The organism is Citrifermentans bemidjiense Bem (genome assembly GCF_000020725.1).
GTDB classification, from domain to species: domain Bacteria; phylum Desulfobacterota; class Desulfuromonadia; order Geobacterales; family Geobacteraceae; genus Geomonas; species Geomonas bemidjiensis.
Genome location: NC_011146.1, coordinates 316,559 through 337,040, shown reverse-complemented (window position 1 = coordinate 337,040; position 20,482 = coordinate 316,559). Strand labels below are relative to the sequence as shown.

General features: G+C 62.7%; 11 protein-coding genes. 3 read left to right on the top strand and 8 right to left on the bottom strand.

Annotated features, from left to right (window positions below; all coding sequences use genetic code 11):
- Positions 1-16 precede the first annotated feature (16 nt).
- From GBEM_RS01400 to GBEM_RS01380, 5 genes are all read right to left on the bottom strand, one after another.
- Positions 17-469 (bottom strand): hypothetical protein, encoded by a 453-nt coding sequence (locus GBEM_RS01400; protein WP_012528717.1) that lies wholly within the window; start codon positions 467-469, stop codon positions 17-19.
- Between the two features lie 110 nt (positions 470-579).
- Positions 580-3,021: a homocysteine S-methyltransferase family protein gene (locus GBEM_RS01395; RefSeq protein WP_041262513.1), complete on the bottom strand. Its 2,442-nt coding sequence runs from the start codon at positions 3,019-3,021 to the stop codon at positions 580-582.
- A 424-nt stretch (positions 3,022-3,445) separates the two neighbouring features.
- Positions 3,446-4,009, bottom strand: a complete 564-nt coding sequence (locus tag GBEM_RS01390) for a GerMN domain-containing protein (RefSeq protein WP_012528715.1) — start codon at positions 4,007-4,009, stop codon at positions 3,446-3,448.
- Positions 3,993-4,829 carry a glutamate racemase gene (gene murI, locus GBEM_RS01385; protein ID WP_012528714.1) on the bottom strand — a complete coding sequence of 279 codons (837 nt, stop codon included), beginning with the start codon at positions 4,827-4,829 and terminating at the stop codon, positions 3,993-3,995. The genes GBEM_RS01390 and murI overlap by 17 nt, the downstream gene beginning before the upstream one ends.
- Before the next feature lie 373 nt (positions 4,830-5,202).
- A complete protein-coding gene (locus GBEM_RS01380; protein WP_226373911.1) occupies positions 5,203-5,883 on the bottom strand; it encodes a DUF554 domain-containing protein in 681 nt (226 codons plus the stop codon).
- 296 nt (positions 5,884-6,179) lie between these two features.
- Between GBEM_RS01380 and GBEM_RS01375 the strand changes: the two genes are divergently transcribed.
- Both GBEM_RS01375 and GBEM_RS01370 read left to right on the top strand, forming a co-directional pair.
- Entirely contained in the window at positions 6,180-9,626 is a 3,447-nt protein-coding gene (locus tag GBEM_RS01375; protein ID WP_012528712.1) for a pyruvate carboxylase, read from the top strand.
- A 677-nt stretch (positions 9,627-10,303) separates the two neighbouring features.
- Complete coding sequence (locus GBEM_RS01370; RefSeq protein WP_226373910.1) at positions 10,304-13,618, top strand: PAS domain S-box protein; 3,315 nt, start codon at positions 10,304-10,306, stop codon at positions 13,616-13,618.
- Positions 13,619-13,737: 119 nt separating this feature from the next.
- Here GBEM_RS01370 and GBEM_RS01365 read toward each other — a convergent pair whose 3' ends face one another.
- From GBEM_RS01365 to GBEM_RS01355, 3 genes are all read right to left on the bottom strand, one after another.
- Positions 13,738-15,018 carry a nitrite/sulfite reductase gene (locus tag GBEM_RS01365; RefSeq protein ID WP_012528710.1) on the bottom strand — a complete coding sequence of 427 codons (1,281 nt, stop codon included), beginning with the start codon at positions 15,016-15,018 and terminating at the stop codon, positions 13,738-13,740.
- A gap of 311 nt (positions 15,019-15,329) precedes the next feature.
- Positions 15,330-16,556: a GGDEF domain-containing protein gene (locus GBEM_RS01360; protein ID WP_012528709.1), complete on the bottom strand. Its 1,227-nt coding sequence runs from the start codon at positions 16,554-16,556 to the stop codon at positions 15,330-15,332.
- Positions 16,557-16,592: 36 nt separating this feature from the next.
- Positions 16,593-17,546 (bottom strand): CopD family protein, encoded by a 954-nt coding sequence (locus tag GBEM_RS01355; protein WP_041262510.1) that lies wholly within the window; start codon positions 17,544-17,546, stop codon positions 16,593-16,595.
- A 243-nt stretch (positions 17,547-17,789) separates the two neighbouring features.
- On the opposite strand from GBEM_RS01355, the gene pepN reads away from it, so the two are divergent.
- Complete coding sequence (gene pepN, locus GBEM_RS01350) at positions 17,790-20,432, top strand: aminopeptidase N (RefSeq protein WP_012528707.1); 2,643 nt, start codon at positions 17,790-17,792, stop codon at positions 20,430-20,432.
- Positions 20,433-20,482 lie beyond the last annotated feature (50 nt).

Below are 20,482 nucleotides of genomic sequence, written 5' to 3'. Positions count from 1 at the left end.
TCCTTTCAGGCTGGCTTTATTTGTCTTCGCCCGTGATGAGGTAATCGAGGATCACCTCGTCCAGGCTACGGTTGGCTGATTGTGCCGGGGGTATGACTTTGGCTGCGGGCGCGGACTGTTGCTTGGGCGCCTGTTCTGCCGGAGGGCTCTGCTTTTCGGGGGGCGGCTCCTTGGCGGCGGGTTCCTCCGCGCAGGCCGGAGCCCCGTCCGGGAAGATCCTGGCGTCGAACTCCCCGTTTTTAAGGCGCCGCATCATCTCCTTGTGCTGCTCTTTCATGATCGATTCGACCACCAGCTCAAGCTGTTCGGTCTTGATGATGTCGGCGTAGCTCGTTTTCGCCGAGGCAAGGATGGTTCCGCCCCGGTAAAGAAGGGTGATGATATGGGGGTTTGCTATGCCGCTGTCCTCGGTCTGGACGTGGAACAATTCCCCTTTGTACCTGATGTTATGGTTGAAACCTACGACCATCGTGTTACCTCTACGCCAAATGGCGGAACCCGACCGCAAGTTAGCACAGCAGAAGGATCGTTGCAAGCGATATTAGGGCGCTCCCCCAGCCGGGTTGCCGCCGAAAAGCTTTATTTTGCCAGCAGTTTCTTGATGCGGGCTACCGCCTCCATGGCGTCCTTGGCGTAGAGGTCGGCGCCGATCTCGTCGGCGTATTCCTGGGTGACCACGGCCCCGCCGACCATGGTGAAGCTCTTCACCCCTTCGGCCTTCAGGAGTTTGACCACCTTGTCCATCTGCGCCATGGTCGTCGTCATCAGCGCGGAGAGCCCGACGGCATCCACCTGGTGGGCACGCGCCTCGTACAGGATGCGGTCGGCCGGGACGTTCTTGCCCAGATCTATCACCTCGAAACCGTTGTTCTCCAGGAGGGTGACCAGGATGTTCTTGCCGATGTCGTGAATGTCCCCCTCGACGGTCGCCATCAGGATCTTGCCGATGCTCTGCAATCCGCCGGTGGAAAGTTCCATCTTCAGCCGGGCGAAAGCGGTCTTCATGGTGTCGGCTGAGACCATCACCTGCGGCAGGAAGAATTCACCGGAGCCGAAACGCTTTCCCACCTCGTCGAGCCCGACCAGGAGCGCCTCGGAGCTGATCTGCATCGGGGTCAGCCCCTCGGCCAGCGCCTCTTCCACCAGCGCCACCACGTTGTCCGCTTCGCCGTTGATGACCGCCTTGGCCAGGCGCCCGCGGACACCTTCCGGCTCGACGGCTGCGACCCGGGTTCCGGTTGCGCCGGCGGCAGCGGCTGGCTCCACCGTGGCGCCGACCGCCTGCCCCTTGTAGGCCTCGATGTAACAGGCCGCGTTGACGTCCTTTTCCAGCAGCACCATGGAGCTTCTCCAGGCCGCCATCATCGGCGCCTCCTTCACGTTGACGATGGCCGAGGTGAGCCCGGCGGCCATGGCCAAGGAGAAGAAGGTGGAGGAGATGAGGGGGCGGCAGGGAAGGCCGAAGGAGATGTTGGAAACGCCGAGCGTCGTGTTGAGCCCGAGCGCGCTCACCTGGCGCACCGCTTCCAGCGCCACCAGCGCCCCCTTGGGCTCGGCGCTCACCGTCAGGGTGAGGCAGTCGACCACGAGATCGCTTCTTTTCACCCCTGCGGCCTTAGCGGCAGCGGCGATCTTCTCGGCGACGGCGACCCGCCCCGCAGCCTCCGCAGGGATCCCCGCCTCGTCCAGCGTGAGGCAGACCAGCGCCGCGCCGTACTTCTTGGCCAGGGGGAGGACGGCGGCGAGGCTCTTTTCTTCGCCGTTCACCGAGTTGATGAGCACCTTGCCGTCGGCGGCCTTAAGCCCCGCCTCCAGGGCGGCAGGGGAGGATGAGTCGAGTACCAGCGGCGTCTGGACTGCGCCGGTGATGCAGAAGACGGCGCGTTCCATGGCGGCCGGCTCGTCGATCCCCGGGGTGCCGACGTTCACGTCGAGAAGCGTCGCGCCGAGCCCGGTCTGCTCCAGCGCCTCGCGCCGGATGTAGCTCACCTTCCCTTCCCTGAGTTCCTGCGAGTAGAGCTTTTTGCCGGTCGGGTTGATGCGCTCGCCGATGAGCGCCACCGGATGGGCGGAGCCGACTGCGGCGAAGCTGCCGCGGCTGGAGAGCCAGGTGGTGCCGTCCTCCTTCTTGGGGACGAAGGGAGTCTGCTTCGCGGCGAGCGCTTTCTTGATGGCGGCGATGTGGGCGGGGGTGGTGCCGCAGCAGCCGCCGATGATGCGGACGCCGAGTTCGATCAGCCGGTCGTGGTAGGAAGTCATCTCGTCCGGGGTCGCCGGGAAGATTGTGACTCCGTCCTTGAGGATCGGGAGCCCCGCGTTCGCCTGGGAGATGAGCGGGAGCGCGGTGACCTCCCTCATGCCGGAGAGGATCTGGTAGATCCCTTCAGGGCCTAAGCCGCAGTTGGAGCCGACGATGGTCGCGCCCACCGCCTCCAGGGTGATGGCGGCAGCCTCGGGCGGGGTGCCGAGGACGCTTCTCCCCTTCTCCTCGAAGGTGAGCATGGCGATGACCGGGATCTCCTTGGAGATCTCGCGCACCGCGATGACACCGGCGCGGATCTCCTTGATGTCGAGGAAGGTTTCGAAGCTGATCAGGTCGCAGCCGGCGTCGACGAGCGCCTGTGCCTGCTCGCGGAAAAGCGAGACTGCCTCGTCGAAGCTCATGTCGCCGACCGGCTCCAGGAAGCGGCCGGTGGGGCCGATGGAACCTGCCACGTAGGCCTTTTCGCCAGCCACCTCGCGGGCGATCCTCACCGCCTCGGCGTTGATGCGCGCCACTTGGTCGCCGAGGCCGTAATGTTCCAGCTTCGCCTTGGTCCCGCCGAAGGTGTTGGTGACGATGATGTCGGCGCCGGCGTCCAGATAAGCCTGGTGCACCCCGGCGACCACGTCGGCTGCGGTGAGGTTCATCTCCTCCGGGGACTGCCCCGGCTTCAGCCCGCGTTCCTGCAGCATGGTCCCCATGGCGCCGTCCAGAACCAGCACCCGCTCTTTAACCGCCTGCATAAAAGGCATCTTCATCTAACCTCCCAAAATCCGTTCAAGGTTCAAGGTTCAAAGTTCAACGTTCGACGCGCTCACCCCGTCCGGCCACCGGAGGAGGTACGGCGGCTGCCCCGCAGGTCCCCTAACGTCTCCTGGTTTCCAAGCTCCAGCTTGGGAACCCAATGCGGCGCAAAAGCTTCAGCTTTGCCTAGGGAGACATTGCCAAGGGGGACAGGCACCTGGCGGAGCCAGTCCCCTGGAAGCTGGAGCTTCGGCAGGCCTTGCGTTCCCAAGGTGGACCTCGGGAACGAGATCAAAAAATCCGTTCAACGTTCGAAGTGCAACGTTCGACGCGTTCACCCCGTTCCGGCCACCGGAGGAGGTACGGCGGCTGCCCCGCAGGTTCCCTAACGAGAGGAAAAGCTGCTGGCAACGTTGAACGTTGAACCTTGAACGGTAGTTATTTTTTCTCCAGCGTGTAGTCGGGCGAGATAGGGGCGGAGAGGTCGAGATGCCCCTTGAGCTCCTTCGCCGGCTGGCCGTCGATCAGGAACCGCACCCCCTTCACCTGGGGAAAGTTGGTGGCAACCGTGTCGACCACAGAGTAGACCGCAGTCATCTCGGCGGAACTTCCCTCAGGAAGCCCTTCCACCAGCTCGTGGCTGAAGTTCACCTCCGCCAGGTCCCCTTTCAGGTGGGCACCTAGCACGCGCGCGTTATGCGGCAGGGTGGGGGCGAGGCTCCCCAAGGGGCCCACCACCAGCTCGTCCACTACGCTGGCAAGCATGTCGTCCGTCGTGTCCTCGACCGCGATCTCGCGCCCCTCGCGCAGGAGGCCGGAGCCGTCGGGCGCGCCGAAGAAAAGCGCGACCAGCCGGATGTCGGGTGCCCGTTCCGCGGGAGCGGGCGGCTTCACCCGCGTGGCCGTCTCGTATTTCCTGAACACCAGCAAGCCGACCACGACCGCGAAGACCAGGAAGGCTATGAGCAGGGTCCCTTTGGCTCTGTTAGTCCGTTTCTTCAACTTCTTCCTCCTGCTGTTCCTGCTCCAGGTTCACCTGGTAGACGTCTCCGAAATCCCCACCCAGGAAGCGGTTGCCGATCCTGATGAAACCTGCAGGGATGTCGGTCACGTAATAATGGTGGTTTCCCCGCTCCCCCTTGGGGCGCAAAAGCCCCTGCTCGGCCAGAATCCCGGCCACAGTGAGCGCCGTCTGCTCCGCAGCGTCGACCAGGGTCACTTCCGGCCCCATCACCTCGGCGATCACCTTCCTGAGGATCGGGTAGTGGGTGCACCCAAGCACCAGCGTGTCGACGCCGTGCTTCTTGAGGTCCTCCAGGTAGATGCCGGCGGTCAGCCGGGCCACCTCGTTATCCACCCACCCCTCCTCGGCCAGCGGCACGAACAGGGGGCAGGCGCGGCTCACCACCTCGATCTCCGGATTGATCCGCTTGATCGCCTTGGTATAGGCTGAGGAGGCGACCGTCGCCGTGGTGCCGATGACGCCGACCTTGCCGCTCTTGGTGACGGCGGCTGCGGCGCGCGCCCCGGGCTCGATCACCCCAACGATGGGGATGGAGAACTCCTGCTGCAGAGCCGAGAGCGCCACGGCCGATGCGGTATTGCAGGCGACCACCAGGACTTTAATGTCGCGGCTCAACAGGTAACGGGTGATCTGGCGCGAGTAGCGCACCACCGTCTCCGGGGACTTGGTCCCATAGGGGACCCGTGCCGTGTCGCCCAGGTAGATGGTGTCCTCCTGGGGGAGCGCGCGCACCACCTCCTTAAGGACGGTGAGTCCGCCGACGCCGGAATCAAAAATGCCGATTGCTTTCCAAGCCAAAGTTATTCTCCCTGCATTTACTTAATCTAAGCGACAGCCTGTCGCTACCGATGGGTGTTGCACGCTACCCACCTGAAAAGGGGACTTCTGCGGAGCCTCAGCGAAAGCGTCGCTGGTTCTGAAAGAGTCATCTTAGCTCACGAGTCCCCGCCCCCGGAGGGGGAGGGTCAGGGAGGGGGCAGCCATCTTCTTCACCCTGTTCTTCCCGCTGGCTCTTCCCCCCTCCCGACCTCCCCCCTCCGGGGGGAGGAGAGTTGGACTAAGGGCGACGTGTCCACCGAAGCCCGTAGGCGAAGGTGGAACGCCGAAGCAAACACGGCATGTTATTCAATTGCACAAGTGATTGTCAAGGTTTTGAGTCCCGCGAGGCGGGTCAGGAGGAGGCAAAGAGCATGACCAGGGGGGGCGCCAGGAACACGGCGGGAAGAAGGTTTCCCACCGGAACCCGTTTCATCCCCAAAAGATCGAGTCCTATGGCGAGGATCAGCAGCCCTCCTACGGCGTTCATCTCCTGCACCACTGCAGGCGTCATCAGCTGCTGGGCCAGCGTCGCGCTCAGGGTGATGGCCCCCTGGTAGACGAAAACGGCCAATGACGAGAAGAGGACGCCGACGCCTAGTGTGGAGGCGAGAGCCACGGAGGTGATGCCGTCGAGGGCGGCCTTGGCGTAGAGGATCTCGGGGCGGGAACCCAGGCCGTCCTGCAGCGACCCCATGATGGCCATGGCGCCGACGCAAAAAAGAAGGCTCGCGGTGACGAACCCCTCGGCCACCTGCCCGCTTCCCTGGAAACGGTCGCCGATCCAGTTCCCCAGCTTCTCCAGGCGCTCCTCGATGCGCAAAAGCTCGCCGATGATGCCGCCGCCGATCAGGCAGCCGATGATGATCATCGGTTCCCGGCTCTTCAGGGCCAGTTGGCACCCGATGAGAAGTACGGCGAGCCCCACTCCCGCCATCACGGTGCCCCGCACCCGGGTGGGGATCAGGTGCCCGGCCTTTAGGCCGACTACGCTGCCGATAACAATTGCCACCGCGTTTACCGCTGTTCCTTGCATGATCATCGCGCCAAGATAGATAGTCGGCCGCCTAAAGGCAAGCAAAATTGCCTTCCCTGTTTCGGCTGCCGGAAAACAAGTACGGCAAGACGGAAGGTATACAATAAAACACAGTTCCAAGTTGACAAAGGGATTGCAAAAATGCTTATATGGGCCGGCCTTCTGGTAGGGTACTAAGCCCTCATTTTTTAAACGGAAATTGGCTTTACCAATCTGGCCACTTTGTTTTATTCTCGTAAAAAAATTGCCCTCAAACTTTTACTCACGGTAAAAAAATTACCCCCAAAGGAGAAGCAATGGAAGCAAGGAAATTCAGGAAAGTGATGGCGGCAAACCGCGGAGAGATCGCAATCAGGATCTTCCGCGCCTGCACCGAGCTCGGCATCAGCACGGTGGCCATCTACTCGGAAGAGGACAAGCTATCCCTGCACCGCTACAAGGCGGACGAGGCGTACCTGGTCGGCAAGGGGAAAGCGCCCATCGACGCCTACCTCGGCATCGACGAGATCATCGCGCTGGCGAAGAAGCGCGAAGTCGACGCCATTCACCCGGGCTACGGGTTCCTTGCCGAAAATGCCGAATTCGCCGAGAAATGCGAGGCCAACGGCATCGCCTTCATCGGACCGACCGCCGAGATGCAGCGCGCCCTGGGCGACAAGGTCGCCGCCAGGAAGGTCGCCAAGGCGGCGGGCGTCACCACCGTGCCCGGGACCGAGGAGCCGATCACCCACGAGGAAGACGCCCTCATCTTCGCCAAGAATCACGGCTACCCCATCATCATCAAGGCGGCGGCGGGAGGCGGCGGCCGCGGCATGCGCGTCGCCACCGACAAGAAGGAACTCCTGGAGGGGCTGCAGTCCGCCTCCAGCGAGGCAAAGGCCGCCTTCGGCGACCCTTCCGTCTTCCTGGAGCGCTACCTGAAAAACCCCAAGCACATCGAGGTGCAGGTTCTGGGCGACGCCTACGGGAACCTGGTGCACTTCTACGAGCGCGACTGCTCGATCCAGCGCCGCCACCAAAAGGTGGTCGAATTCGCGCCGTCGCTGGCGCTTCCCGGCGCCACCCGCTTAGCGCTTTGCACCGACGCGCTGAAGATAGCGAACCAGGTGGGGTACCGTAACGCCGGCACCGTGGAGTTCCTGCTCGACGAGGACGGCAAGTACTACTTCATCGAGATGAACCCCCGCATACAGGTGGAGCACACGGTGACCGAGATGATCACCGGCAGAAACCTGGTGCAGGCCCAGATCCTGATCGCGGAAGGGAAGAGGCTCTCCGACCCGGAGATCAACATCCCGAATCAGGGGTCCATCGAGATGCGCGGCTACGCCATCCAGTGTCGCATTACCACCGAGGACCCGGGGAACAACTTCGCCCCCGACTTCGGGACGCTCTCCACCTACCGCTCCTCGGCCGGATGCGGCGTGCGCCTTGACGCCGGTAACGCCTTCACCGGCGCCCAGATCACCCCGCATTACGACTCGCTGCTGGTCAAGGTGAGCGCCTGGGGCCTTACCTTCGCCGAGGCCGCGCACATCATGGACCGAAGCCTCCAGGAGTTCAGGGTGCGCGGGGTGAAGACCAACATCGGCTTCCTGGAGAACGTGATCACGCACCCGGTGTTCCTCGCGGGGGGCTGCAACACCTCGTTCATCGACCAGCACCCCGAGCTCCTCGTCATCCCGGAGAAGAAGGACCGCGCCAACAAGGTGCTGCAGTTCCTGGGGGACGTCATCGTCAACGGCTCCCCGGGGGTCGCGAAGCCTTTGCGCTCCGCGGAGCTCATCGAGGCCACCGTGCCGCAGATCGCCCCCTTCGCCCAAAGGCCGAAAGGGACCCGCGACATCCTGCGCGAGAAGGGTGCCGAGGGGCTTTCCAAGTGGGTCATGGAACAAAATCACCTGCTCTTGACCGACACCACCATGCGCGACGCGCACCAGTCGCTGCTGGCCACCCGCGTCAGAACCCACGACCTGTTGAAGATCGCCGAGCCGACCTCGCACCTGGCCAGCGACCTCTTCTCGCTGGAACTCTGGGGCGGGGCGACCTTCGACGTCACCATGCGCTTTTTGAAGGAAGACCCCTGGCAGAGGCTGCACGCGCTCTCCGAGGCGATCCCCAACGTGCTGTTCCAGATGCTCCTTCGCGGCTCCAACGCCGTGGGGTACACCAACTACCCGGACAACGTGGTGCAGCGCTTCGTGGCCCAGGCGGCCGAATCCGGCGTCGACGTCTTCCGCGTCTTCGACTCGCTCAACTGGACCCGCGGCATGCAGGTGGCCATGGAGGCGGTGCAGAAATCGGGCAAGATCTGCGAGGCCGCCATCTGCTACACCGGCGACATCTCCGACCCCACCCGCACCAAGTACCCTCTCTCCTACTACGTCTCCATGGCAAAGGAGCTGGAGAAGATGGGGGCGCACATCCTCGCCATCAAGGACATGGCCGGGCTCCTGAAGCCGTACGCCGGCTACCAGCTGGTCAAGGCGCTCAAGGAGGAGATCGGCATCCCGGTGCACCTGCACACCCACGACACCTCCGGAAACGGCGGCGCCCTCCTCGTGATGGCGGCGCAGGCGGGTGTCGACATCGTCGACGCGGCGCTTTCCTCCATCTCCGGCCTCACCTCGCAGCCCAACCTGAACGCGCTGGTGGCGACCCTCAAGGGGACCGAGCTCGATCCCAAGGTGAACGAGCACGGCCTGCAGCAGCTCGCCAACTACTGGGAGACGGTGCGCGACTTCTACGCCCCGTTCGAATCCGGGCTCAAAAGCGGCACCGCCGAGGTGTACCACCACGAGATCCCGGGCGGGCAGTACTCCAACTACAAGCCGCAGGTCGCGGGACTCGGGCTTTTGGAGCGCTGGGAAGAGTGCAAGGAGATGTACCACAAGGTAAACGTGCTCTTCGGCGACGTGGTGAAGGTGACCCCTTCCTCCAAGGTCGTCGGCGACATGGCGATGTTCCTGGTCAAGAACAACCTGGAGCCCGCAGACGTCTTCGTGCCGGGCGCGGATCTCGCCTTCCCCGAGTCGGTGGTCGGCTTCTTCAAGGGGATGATCGGCCAACCGTACCAGGGGTTCCCCGAGGAGCTGCAGAAGATCGTCCTGAAAGGGCAGGAGCCCATCACCTGCCGCCCGGGCGAGCTCCTGGAGCCGACGGATTTCGAGAAGGAGCGCGCCACGGCTGAAGCCAAGGCGGGGCACCCGGTGAACGACGAGGAACTGATGTCCTACATCATGTACCCGAGCGTCTACGTCGAATACGCGAAGCACCGCCAGGAGTACTCCGACGTCTCCGTGATCCCGACCCCGGTCTTCTTCTACGGCCTTGAGCCGGGGCAGGAGACCTCCATCGAGCTCCAGCCCGGAAAGACCTTGATCGTCAAGCTGAATGCGGTCGGCAAGACCCAGCCCGACGGCACCAAGCAGATCTACTTCGAGCTCAACGGCAACTCAAGGAGCGTCACCGTGCGCGACCAGTCGGTGCAAAGCGACGACTGCGGCCACGAAAAGGCCGACAAGTCGAACCCCAAGCACGTAGGGGTGCCGATGCCGGGGAAGGTGATCAAGATGAACGTGAAGACCGGCGACTCCGTCAAGGCGGGGGATATCCTCGCCGTCACCGAGGCCATGAAGATGGAGACCAACATCAAGGCCAAGGAAGACGGGACCGTCTTCGAGGTGCGCTGCAAGGAGGGGGGCAAGGTCGAGAAAGAGGAACTTCTGATCGTGATGGCCTGACTTTTGAGACATAAATGAAGTGGAAAAGGGGGGCGGCCGCCCCCCTTTTTTTACGCCGTGCCCAAGCGTCAATGGAATGTCAGAGCCCCATTCCGCGCGGTTTTGGCGTGCCTAAATTTGCGGCAATTTGCTGGAGATGTCTCCATTACTGAAACTTCCCGGCACAAGGGGTGTGTTATCAACATGGTTTTCCACATCTGCAGTGGATACGAGAGCTACTCCCACCACTGCTCTACGCGTAAACACCTGGAATAGCCTGAAGGTTGTCCACTTTAGGCCACAAAAGCAGGGATGGCGACAGATTGTTGACGGTTTTGCTGCGTAGGCCTTCGAGCGCCACTCCCGCTGCCGCGCCGCCCCGCAAAATAAGCTCAAGCATTCACTGTTTGAAGCCGTATCTTTATTGAATATGGTTAGGCATCACTGTCAAACCGTCTACCGCCTGACCCTTCATTGTGTTTCATTCTGTGGCATAAGCTGATTCAAATTATAGTATTGTTATTTCTTCAAAAACGTATATAACGTGTTTGGTATTGGTTGAAGCCACTTCCGTGAGGCACTGAGACAGTGGTGCCTGCCTCTGTCCCATCTACGCCGTGTGAACACACTGGGTCCTCCGTCTGGCCCAGCCTAGCCGATTTGGAGTTTCCGTGCTCGTCACCAGCATGAAAACCAAAATGACACTAGCCGTCTTCCTGCTGGTCGGCTTCCTGATGTCGGTGACGGCCGTGAGCTCGGTGCTGTACTACGAGCAAAGATTCAGACGCAACATTTCCCTGCAGCAGTCCACGCTCCTCGATTCCCTGGCCTATCAGGTAGACAACCGCATCTTCGACTTCATGTCGGACCTAGACCAGCTCGCCGCCGGCATCACCCCTGAAACGCTGGGCAGCCAAAAGCTGGCACAGCAGCTGCTCGATGCGCATAAAAAGCAGCGCGCTTTCTTCGACAATTCCCTCTTCATCTTCTCGAACACCGGGAGGCTCATCGCCGCCAACCCGGAGGGACTCAACTTCATCGGCAAAGACTTCTCCTTCCGGGACTACTTCAAGCAGACCATGCAGACGGGGAAGATGTCCGTCTCAGCGCCTTTCGTCTCGATCCAGAAGCAAAGCTACCCCATCATCATGTTCAGTACCCCGGTATACGATTCCAAGCACCGGATCATCGGCATATTGGGGGGGAGCATCGACCTGCGCCGGCAGCGGTACCTGCAGTCGCTGGCCGCGCTGAAACTGGGGCAGAAGGGTTTCCTCTCCCTCTACGACAGCAACCGCTACGTGCTGATGCACCCGAACCCCAAGCGGGTGCTGCGCCGCGACCCCCCCGGAAGCAACGACATGGTGGACCGGGCGATCGCAGGGTACGAGGGGACCAGGGAGAGCGGCACCGTAGCCGGGCTGCCGGTGCTGCGCTCGGTGAAGCGGTTGAAATCCACCAACTGGATCATGGCTGTCAGCTACCCGCTGAGCGAGGTGTACGGGCCGCTTTACACGGCGAGGAACTACTTCCTGGCGGGCTCGCTCGCCGCGTCGCTTCTCTCCATCCTGATCGTCTGGCCCTTCATGGGGTACCTGACCCGGCCTCTTTTGTCGTTCACCCGCCACCTGGAGCAGCTCCCCTCGCTTAAGGGCTCCCGGCGGCTCGCGCCGGTGATTTCCGACGACGAGATCGGTCAGATGGCGCGGACCTTCAACAAGATGCTCTTGGAACAGGAACGCTCCCGCGACTTCTACCTGACGCTGTTCGAGAACTTCCCCGCCATGGTCTGGCGCGCGGGAACCGACGGCAAGTGCGACTACTTCAACCAGACTTGGCTGGAGTTCACCGGGCGGCCCCTGGAAGAGGAACAGGGAGACGGCTGGATGCAAGGGGTGCATCCGGAAGAGCTGGATTTTTGCTGCCGCACCTACCTCGACGCCGTCGAAAACCGCAGGCCCTTCCAGATGGAATACCGGCTGCGGCACAGAAGCGGCAGCTACCGCTGGATCACCGACATGGGGCGCCCCTTCTACGGTATCGACGGCGAGTTCGTCGGGTACATCGGCACCTGCTACGACGTGACCGAACGGCAGGAGGCGGCCGACAAGATCCTCAAGCTGTCGCGGGTGATCGAACAAAGCCCAAACGCGGTGCTGATAGCGACGCTCGACGGCACCATCGAATACGTCAACCCCATGACGGTCGAGGCCACAGGATATGAAGTCGCGGAGCTGGTGGGGAGCGACATGAAACGGCTCCTGCCGCACGAGGCCCAGCTCGGCTTCAAGCTGGCATTGCGCGAACTGGTGCGGCGAGGCAAGGAATGGCGCGGCGAAATCCCGGCCCGCCGGAAAGAGGGCGCCATTTTCTGGGAACAGGTCACCCTTTCCCCCATCAAGACCATGGACGGCAAGGCCACGCACCTCGTCTGCATCAAGGAGGACATCACCCAGCGCCGGCAGTTCGAGCTATCGCTCAAGGAGTCGGAAGAGCGATACCGCCTGCTGTTCGAGAACAACCCGCACCCGATGTGGGCCTACGACCTGAAGGCCCTCTCCTTCCTGGCGGTGAACAACGCGGCGCTCAGGCACTACGGTTACTCCATGCAGGAGTTCCTGGAGATGAAGCTGAACGACCTGTCGGCGCACTCTTCTGAGGGGTTGGAACTGCTCCCCCAGGGGGAGACAAGCACAGCGGGTGCCCCGCTCAAGCGCCACGTGAAAAAAGACGGTAGCGTCATTTTGGTGGAGACCATATCGCAGGTGATGAAATTCGCCGGGGTCGACGCCGAGATCGTCATGGTGCACGACGTAACCGAGAAGCTCCGGGCGGAGCAGGAGAAACTGGCGCTGGAGCACCAGCTCACCCAGTCCCAGAAGATGGAGGCCATCGGCACCCTGACCGGCGGCATAGCACACGACTTCAACAACATCCTCACCGCCATCATCGGCTACACCACCATGATGCAGCTGGAACTGGACGAGGAGCACCCGCTGCAGCGCAAGGTAGGCGAGATCCTGCGAGCTTCCGAGCGCGCGGCGAGCCTGACCCGGAGCCTTTTGGCCTACAGCAGGAGGCAGGCCGGCAACCCCGCGCCCACCGGGCTCAACGCCATCATCAACAACGTCGACATCCTTTTGCAGCGCCTGATCCCGGAGAACATCGAGTTGAGGTCGCAGCTTGCGCCGGAGGAGCTCTCCATCATGGCGGACTCCGGCCAGATCGAGCAGGTGATCATGAACCTGGTGGTGAACGCCCGGGACGCCATGCCGGAGGGGGGGGTGCTGAGCCTGTCGACTGAGAGCATGGCTCTGGACCGGGAGTTCGTGGCCAAGCACGGCTACGGCCGCCCGGGGAGCTACGCCCTTTTGGCGGTCGCCGATTCCGGGGTCGGCATGGATGAAAAGACCAGGGACAGGATCTTCGAGCCCTTCTTCACCACCAAGGCGCCGGGCAAGGGGACCGGCCTGGGGCTGGCCATGGTGTACGGGATAGTGAAACAGCACGCCGGCTTCATCAACTGCTACAGCGAGCCGGGGCACGGCACCGTTTTCAGGATCTACCTGCCGCTCATCGATGCGCCTGCCGAGATGGAGGCGGCCCAGGCGGACCAGGAACTGCGGGGTGGGGACGAGACCATCCTGCTGGTCGAGGATGACGCGGTAATCAGGGAGATGGTGGGAGAGCTCCTGGAGGAATTCGGCTATCGGGTGATCAAGGCAGTGGACGGGGAAGATGCGGTGCAGACGTTCCGGGGGGCAGCCGCGGAGGTGCAGTTGGTGATCCTGGACGTGATCATGCCCAAGCGAAACGGCAAAGAGGCGTACGACGAGATCTCCCGGATCAGGCCGGGGGTGAAGGCGTTGTTCATGAGCGGTTACACCGCGGACATCATCACCGACAGCCTGATCAAGGGCGACCCGCGCCACTTCGTGTCCAAGCCGATCAGCATCAGCGAATTGCTGGGTAAGGTGAGGGACCTGCTGGACGAGCAACTTAACTGCAGATAAAGATAAAGATAAAGAAGGCTTTTAGGCTTTCCTCAATCTCTATCTCTATCTTTATCTGCTTTTCGGTTTTGAGAGCTTTTGGGGTTTTCTTTATCTCTATCTCTATCTTTATCTGTTTTTCAGATTTTCTTCACCTCCGCCAAAAGCTGCGGCAGGGTGAGCCCCTGCTGCACCGGCTCGGCAAAGGGGCCGGCGCCGGGACGGTACAGGTCGAAACGCGACGCACGCCCGGCCGGATCGGTCACGAGGCGGGAGGAGACGATACCCGCCTGCGCCAGCTGGGGCTGCGCGCAGCAGTTGGGGCAGCCGGAAATGGCCCAGGTAAGCCCCAGCGCCTCCTCCCCCATCTGCTCCACCACGGCCGCCGCGACCTCGCGGGTCGCAGAGAGCCCCATGACGCACTCGTGTGTCCCCGGGCAGACCCGGAAGATTACTTTCTCCCTGGCGCTCTCCCCGGCAAACCCCGCTGCGGCCAGGGCGGCGACAGCCTTCTCGCGCTCCCCACCCTCGGAGAGATGCATCTTCACGTTCTGGTCGCCGGTTATCATCAGGATCCCGCCGCAGTACTCCCGGGTGATCTCCGCCAGCGCAACGAGACCTTGGCAGGAAAGTTCGCCGGCGAAGACATGCGCCTCCAGGCGCCCCGACGTGTCCGCCGGCACGGGAACGAGGCTCCCCGTCAGGGTCGGCGCGCTGGAAATCTCCTCTGCGTCTCCCAAGACCCTCAGCCGAAACTCGTCCTGCCCGATCTCGCGTATCAGGTGCTTCAGACGCTTCCCCGCCGGGGTATTGGCCTGGTAAACCCGGGCCACCCGCTCGATCAACGGAATCAGCGCATCCTCGGCCACGTCCCGCGCCAGCAGGAAGCCGGGGATCGGCTCGCGCCCAAGGCCGCCGGCCGCCCAGACGTCGAAACGCGAAGGTTCCCCCGACGCCGCCGGCACGAGCCCCAGATCCTGGATCAGGTGCCGCCCGCTTGAGACGTCCGCCTCCACGCCCACCTTGAACTTCTTGGGGAGTTTTTCGAAGCGCGCGTTGCCGGTGAAGTGCCGGTGGATCCTACGCACCAAGGCCTCCAAGGCAGGGGCCCCGGCCGCCGCCAGGCTGCCGCAGACCACGCCGCGTACCGCGCCGCCGCAGGCACCCCGGTTGTAAAGCCCCACCATCGCCAGCTGGCCCGCCACGAACTCAAGATCGCCTTCGGTGAGCCAATGCAGCTCGATGCTCCCCCTGGTGGTCAGGTGCACCAACCCTTTGGCGAAGCGCTCTGCGAGTTGCGCCACCTTGAGCGCCTGCTCCGCGGATATGATCCCCGCGGGGAGCTTCACCCGCTGCATGTAAAATTCCTTCTGGCGCTGGGGGTAGATCCCCTCCAGGCGCAGGTTCTTCTCCACGGTCATGATCTGTCTCTCCTTCCAAGCTCTGCCGGCTGGCTGCGGTGGCGGTGGCTGACGATAGTAACAGTGTTGCTCCCCTCCTGTCATCCGAAAACCCGCTCACAGCCGCCGCTCAGGAGGCAGCGCCTGCGAGACCTGCGCGGCACGCGGCGAAGGGTTCCTTGCAGACAAAGGTTCATCGGGGAATTCCCGGAAAGGTCGCTTTGGTCCCCCCTCCCCTTGCGGGAGGGGGTCAGGGGGTGGGGGAAGGTGCCATCGGGGTGAGAAACGGGTGAAAAGAGGCGGCGGGGAAGGCTCGCCGAGCCTGTAGGCGATCAGACTACCCGGTCGCGCCCAGCGCTTTTAGCGGCGTAGAGCCTCTGGTCCGCCCGCTTGAGGACATGGAGCAGGTCGGCGTCCCCCTCTTTGACGGCGGCGGCGCCGAGGCTCGCGGTCAGGTCGATTTCACGCCCATCGACGAGGTAAGGCTCTTCCCGAAGCAGGGACCAAATTTTCTGCGCGACTGCCCGCGTCTGCTCGAGGTCGGAGCCTGGGAGCATCACCAGGAATTCCTCGCCGCCGAAACGCCCGATGGAATCGTAGTTGCGCAGCGAGCGCGCGATCCTGGCCGCGAACTGCTGCAGCAGGACGTCCCCCGCCAGATGCCCGTAGTTGTCGTTTACTTCCTTGAACCGGTCGATGTCGATCATGATGAACCCCAGGTCCGCGTCCCCGAGCCCTTTCTCGTTTCTGCGGACACAGCGGGCGAACTCCTTGCACGCCAAAAGCTCGATTTGGCCCTTGTTGAAGGTCCCGGTGAGGGCATCGGTCATGGTCTGCTTTTTCAGCACCTCCTGGATCTCCTTGATCTCCCTCGTCCCCTTTCGGACCAGGAAGTAAGAGATGCCGAAAACCACGACCAGGATGCCCGCCAGGGCGCCGAGCGCCAAGGACGCGGTATTCGCCGTATCGTGGCGGTACTCGGTGACGTCGATGTAGACCTCGAAGCTCCCGATCACTTGGCCGTTATCCCAGATCGGGATGTACGTTTCCACTACGTCCACGTTGAACTTCATCTCGGAGGCCAGGTCTTTCACCTCTTCCTTCCTCTCCAGCTTCGAGTCGAAGAGCCCCTCCAAGGCGTGGTCCAGCCGGGAGTTGTGGTTGTCGACCTTGCCGATGAGGCTTGCCTCGGTGCTGTAGACGATGGTGCTGTCGGCGGAGTAGATCTTGATCTTGACGATGTCGAAGGGGGAAAGGAACTTCCTGAAGTGGCGGTCCATCTCCGGCAGGTCGGCCGAGGCGACCGCAACCTTGACGCTGCCGTCGGCCTGCCTGGCGGTAAGGCGCGCACGGTCAGTCGCGAGGAGGGCGCTGCTTACCTTTATGGCATCTTCTTCGGCGTTGCGGATTACATGGCGCTGCAGCACCTCGACGAAGACAAGACCCGCCGCTATGGTGATGACGAAGGTGGAAACTAGCGCGATGATAACGAAAAGGCGCAGCAGGGAATCGGGATTTCTTATGGAACTGCTCTTGGGGAAAATGCGGAGTTGCTTCACGACCCTTCCTTCTTCCCGGTTTTGCCGGGGATCTATCTAAGCCCAGCGCCAAAGGGCAAGTATCAGCACCACGAGGAAAACGATGCTGAGATTCATGTAGGCCATGAAGAAGAAAACACGCTCGTGCAGCGGAGCCTTGCGGTCGGTCTGCGCCACGAGCGCCCCTACCGCAGGCATGATGGCTACTTTTTCCGATCCGTGCGGCGCGAGCTTCAGCGCTTCGGTCAGATCTTCCCCGGCGTTGTGCCGCCCCATGTGCACACCCTGCTTCCAGAGCCTGCTCGCGGTGGCGTCATAGAGCTTCCCCTGGTAGGCGAACCAGGCGGGACGCCCCTCCTTGCCGTCGCAGGAGGCCAGCTCGTCGATGGTCAGGTCCCCTCCCTGCGGGAGCGTCGCCGGTTCCCTGCGCTTTGCCTTCAGCTTGGGGCCGATGAAGAGCACCACGTAAGCCGCGGTGCAGACCATCACCAGGTACAGGCCTATCTTGATCATGAGCAGCACCCCGAAGCGGGTGTGCAGCAGCATGTCCCACGAGGTTACGCGGAAGTAGGTAAGGACTATTCCGGTGATTCCCATGACCGCCATGGAAAGCACCCCCACGCGAACCTCCCCGCGCGGCAGGCCGCCGGCCGCGTAGGCGGGCTTCAACACCAGGTGCACGTATAGGATGGTGCCGAACCAGAGGATCGCGGTCAGCATATGGATGTAACCGATGACGAATCGGAAAACCTTGGCGGCTGCGGTGATGCCGGAGGCCTGGGCGGGAGCGGAGACATTAGGGGCCTTGGCAGGTGCGGAAACGCCGGGAGCTTTGCCGGGCGAAGCTTTCGAGGCCGAAAACGCCTTCCCCTCGGCGGTGAGCTCGCCCCCGCCTGCCGGGTCCAGATGGCAGGCCGAGCAGCTCTTGCCGGTCTGGGCGGCGTATTGCTCGGTGGCATGACAGGGCCAGGAGAAAAGGGCAAGAAGCAACAGGGCTAGGACGATTTTCATGCGGCAACTTATAGCCTTATCGCCTGACAAAGTCAACATCGCTATGACAGTAAGCCCGGTTATTGAGGTGCCTTTGCCACCGCTTCATCATGGCCGGCCCGCGAGTTAAGTACGACTAAGCCGCAAATGCCGCGCTGAGGCTCGCTGAAAACCAACCCCTCGACGTGCTAAGACATTGAAAACAATTGCTCGCGCCGGTACAATACTTCCTTTGCCATTCCTACATCCTTTGAGAGGGAGCCTATGCATACCTGCCAGCACCAGACCGTTTACCAGAAAGATTATTCCGCGCCTGACTACCTCGTTGAGACAGTTGAATTGTCCTTCGACCTGGACCCAGAACTGACCTGGGTTGCGTCCCGGCTCAAGATCCGCTCCAACTACGACCGGGCGCAAGGCTTGCGGCCGCTGGTTTTGGACGGAGAGGAGCTGACCCTGGTGTCGCTCAAGCTGGACGGGGTCGAACTGGAGCCGGCGCGATATACGGCAGGGGACGGCGCGCTCACCGTGACCGATCCGCCGGAGAGCTTCCTTTTGGAGGTGACCACGCAGATAAGCCCCAAGGCGAACAGCGCGCTCTCCGGGCTCTATGCCTCCGGCCCCATGCTCTGCACCCAGTGCGAGGCCGAGGGGTTCCGCCGCATCACCTACTTCACCGACCGCCCCGACGTCATGGCGGTCTACACCGTCATCTTGAAAGCGGACAAGGGGTCCTGCCCGGTGCTCTTGGCCAACGGCAACCTGGTGGAAAAGGGGGATCTCCCGGACGGGCGGCATTTCGCCACCTGGCACGACCCGTTTAAAAAGCCGAGCTACCTCTTCGCCGTGGTGGCGGGGGACCTGGTCCACATCTCGGACCGCTTCACCACCATGAGCGGCCGGCAGGTCAACCTGGAGATTTACGTCGAAGAGAAGAACCAGGGGAAGTGCGACCACGCGCTCAGGTCGCTCATTGAGGCGATGCGCTGGGACGAGGAGCAGTTCGGCCGCGAGTACGATCTGGACACCTACATGGTCGTCGCCGTGGACGACTTCAACATGGGAGCGATGGAGAACAAGGGGTTGAACGTCTTCAACTCGCGCTATGTCCTCGCCAGCCCCGAGACCGCTACCGATGACGACTACCAGGCCATCGAAGAGGTGATCGGGCACGAATACTTCCACAACTGGACCGGCAACCGGATTACCTGCCGCGACTGGTTCCAGCTCTCCTTAAAGGAAGGGCTCACCATCTTCCGGGACCAGGAATTCTCCGCCGACATGCAGTCGCGCCCGGTGAAGAGGATCGCCGACGTGAGGCTATTGCGCTCCTCCCAGTTCCCCGAGGATGCGAGTCCCCTGGCCCACCCGGTCCGCCCCGACTCCTACGTGGAGATCAACAACTTCTACAGCATGACGGTCTACCACAAGGGTGGCGAGGTGATCAGGATGCTGCAGACCCTCCTGGGGCGGGAGGCCTTCCGCGCGGGAATGGACCTGTACTTCGAACGGCACGACGGCCAGGCGGTCCGGGTAGACGAATTCGTCCAGGCCATGGCGGACGCGGGAAAGCGCGACCTCTCCCAGTTCATGCGCTGGTACAACCAGTCCGGCACCCCGGTCCTTACCGTGAGTGACGATTTCGATCAGGCAAGCGGCGTCTACACGCTGACCGTGACGCAGAGCTGCCCCCCCACCCCGGGGCAGGCCGAGAAGGAGCCGTTCCACATACCGCTCTCCATCGGGCTTTTGAACCGGCAGGGGCGCGAGCTGCCGCTGCAGCTTGAGGGAGAGAAGAGCCAGGGAGCGATCACCAGGGTGCTGGAGCTGCGCCAAGAGACGCAAAGCTTCCGGTTCACCGGGATAGCCTCCAAGCCGGTGCCGTCTCTCTTGCGGAACTTCTCCGCCCCGGTGAAGCTCGTGTACCCCTACAGCCAAGACGACCTCACCTTGCTGATGACCAGCGACAGCGATCCCTTCGTGCGCTGGGAGGCGGGGCAGGTGCAGGCGGTGCAGGTGATCATGGGGCTGGTGCGCGAGATACAGGCGGGGGGGACTCCGACGGTGCCGGAAGCCTTCATCGGCTCCTTCGGCACGCTCCTTACCGACCAGCGGCAGGACCGCGCCTTCCTAGCCGAGGCGCTCACCCTCCCCGCCGAGGGCTATCTCGCCGAGCAGATGAAGGTAATCGACCCGGCCGCCATTCATGAGGCGCGGGAACTGGTGCGCGCGACGGTGGGCGAGCGGCTGCGGGCGCAGTTGGTGGGGGCGCGCGCGGCGTGCGCCCCCAAGTCCCCTTACCACCCCGACGACGGCCTCGCCGGTTGCCGCAGGCTCAAGAACCTCTGCCTCTCCTACCTGATGGCGCCCGGATCCAGGGAGGCGATAGGCATGGCGATGGAACAGTTTAAGAACGCCGACAACATGACCGACAGCCTTGGCGCGCTCGCCACGCTGGCCGGCTGCGACTGCCCCGAGCGCGAGGAGGCGCTGGAGGCCTTCTACCGGAAATGGCGCGACGACCGCGGCGTCATCGACAAGTGGTTCAGCCTGCAGGCGACTTCCCGTCTGCCGCAGACGCTCGACCGGGTCCTCGAGCTTTTGGACCACCCCGACTTCGACATCCGGAACCCCAACCGGGTCCGCTCTTTGGTCGGCGCCTTCAGCCAGGCGAACCAGGTCCGCTTCCACGACGCCGAAGGAAGGGGGTACCGCTTCTTGGGCGACCAGATCCTGCGCCTGAACGGCATCAACCCGCAGATCGCGGCCCGCATGCTGACCCCCTTCAGCCGCTGGCGGCGCTTCGACGCGGGGCGGCAGGAGTTGATGAAAAAGGAGCTGGAGAGGATCTTAGCCGAACCGGGCTTGGCGCGGGACGTCTACGAGCTCGCGGCGAAGAGCTTGTAGATAGGGTTACATCGCAGACGCAAAGAGGGCCGGAGATTTCCCCGGTCCTC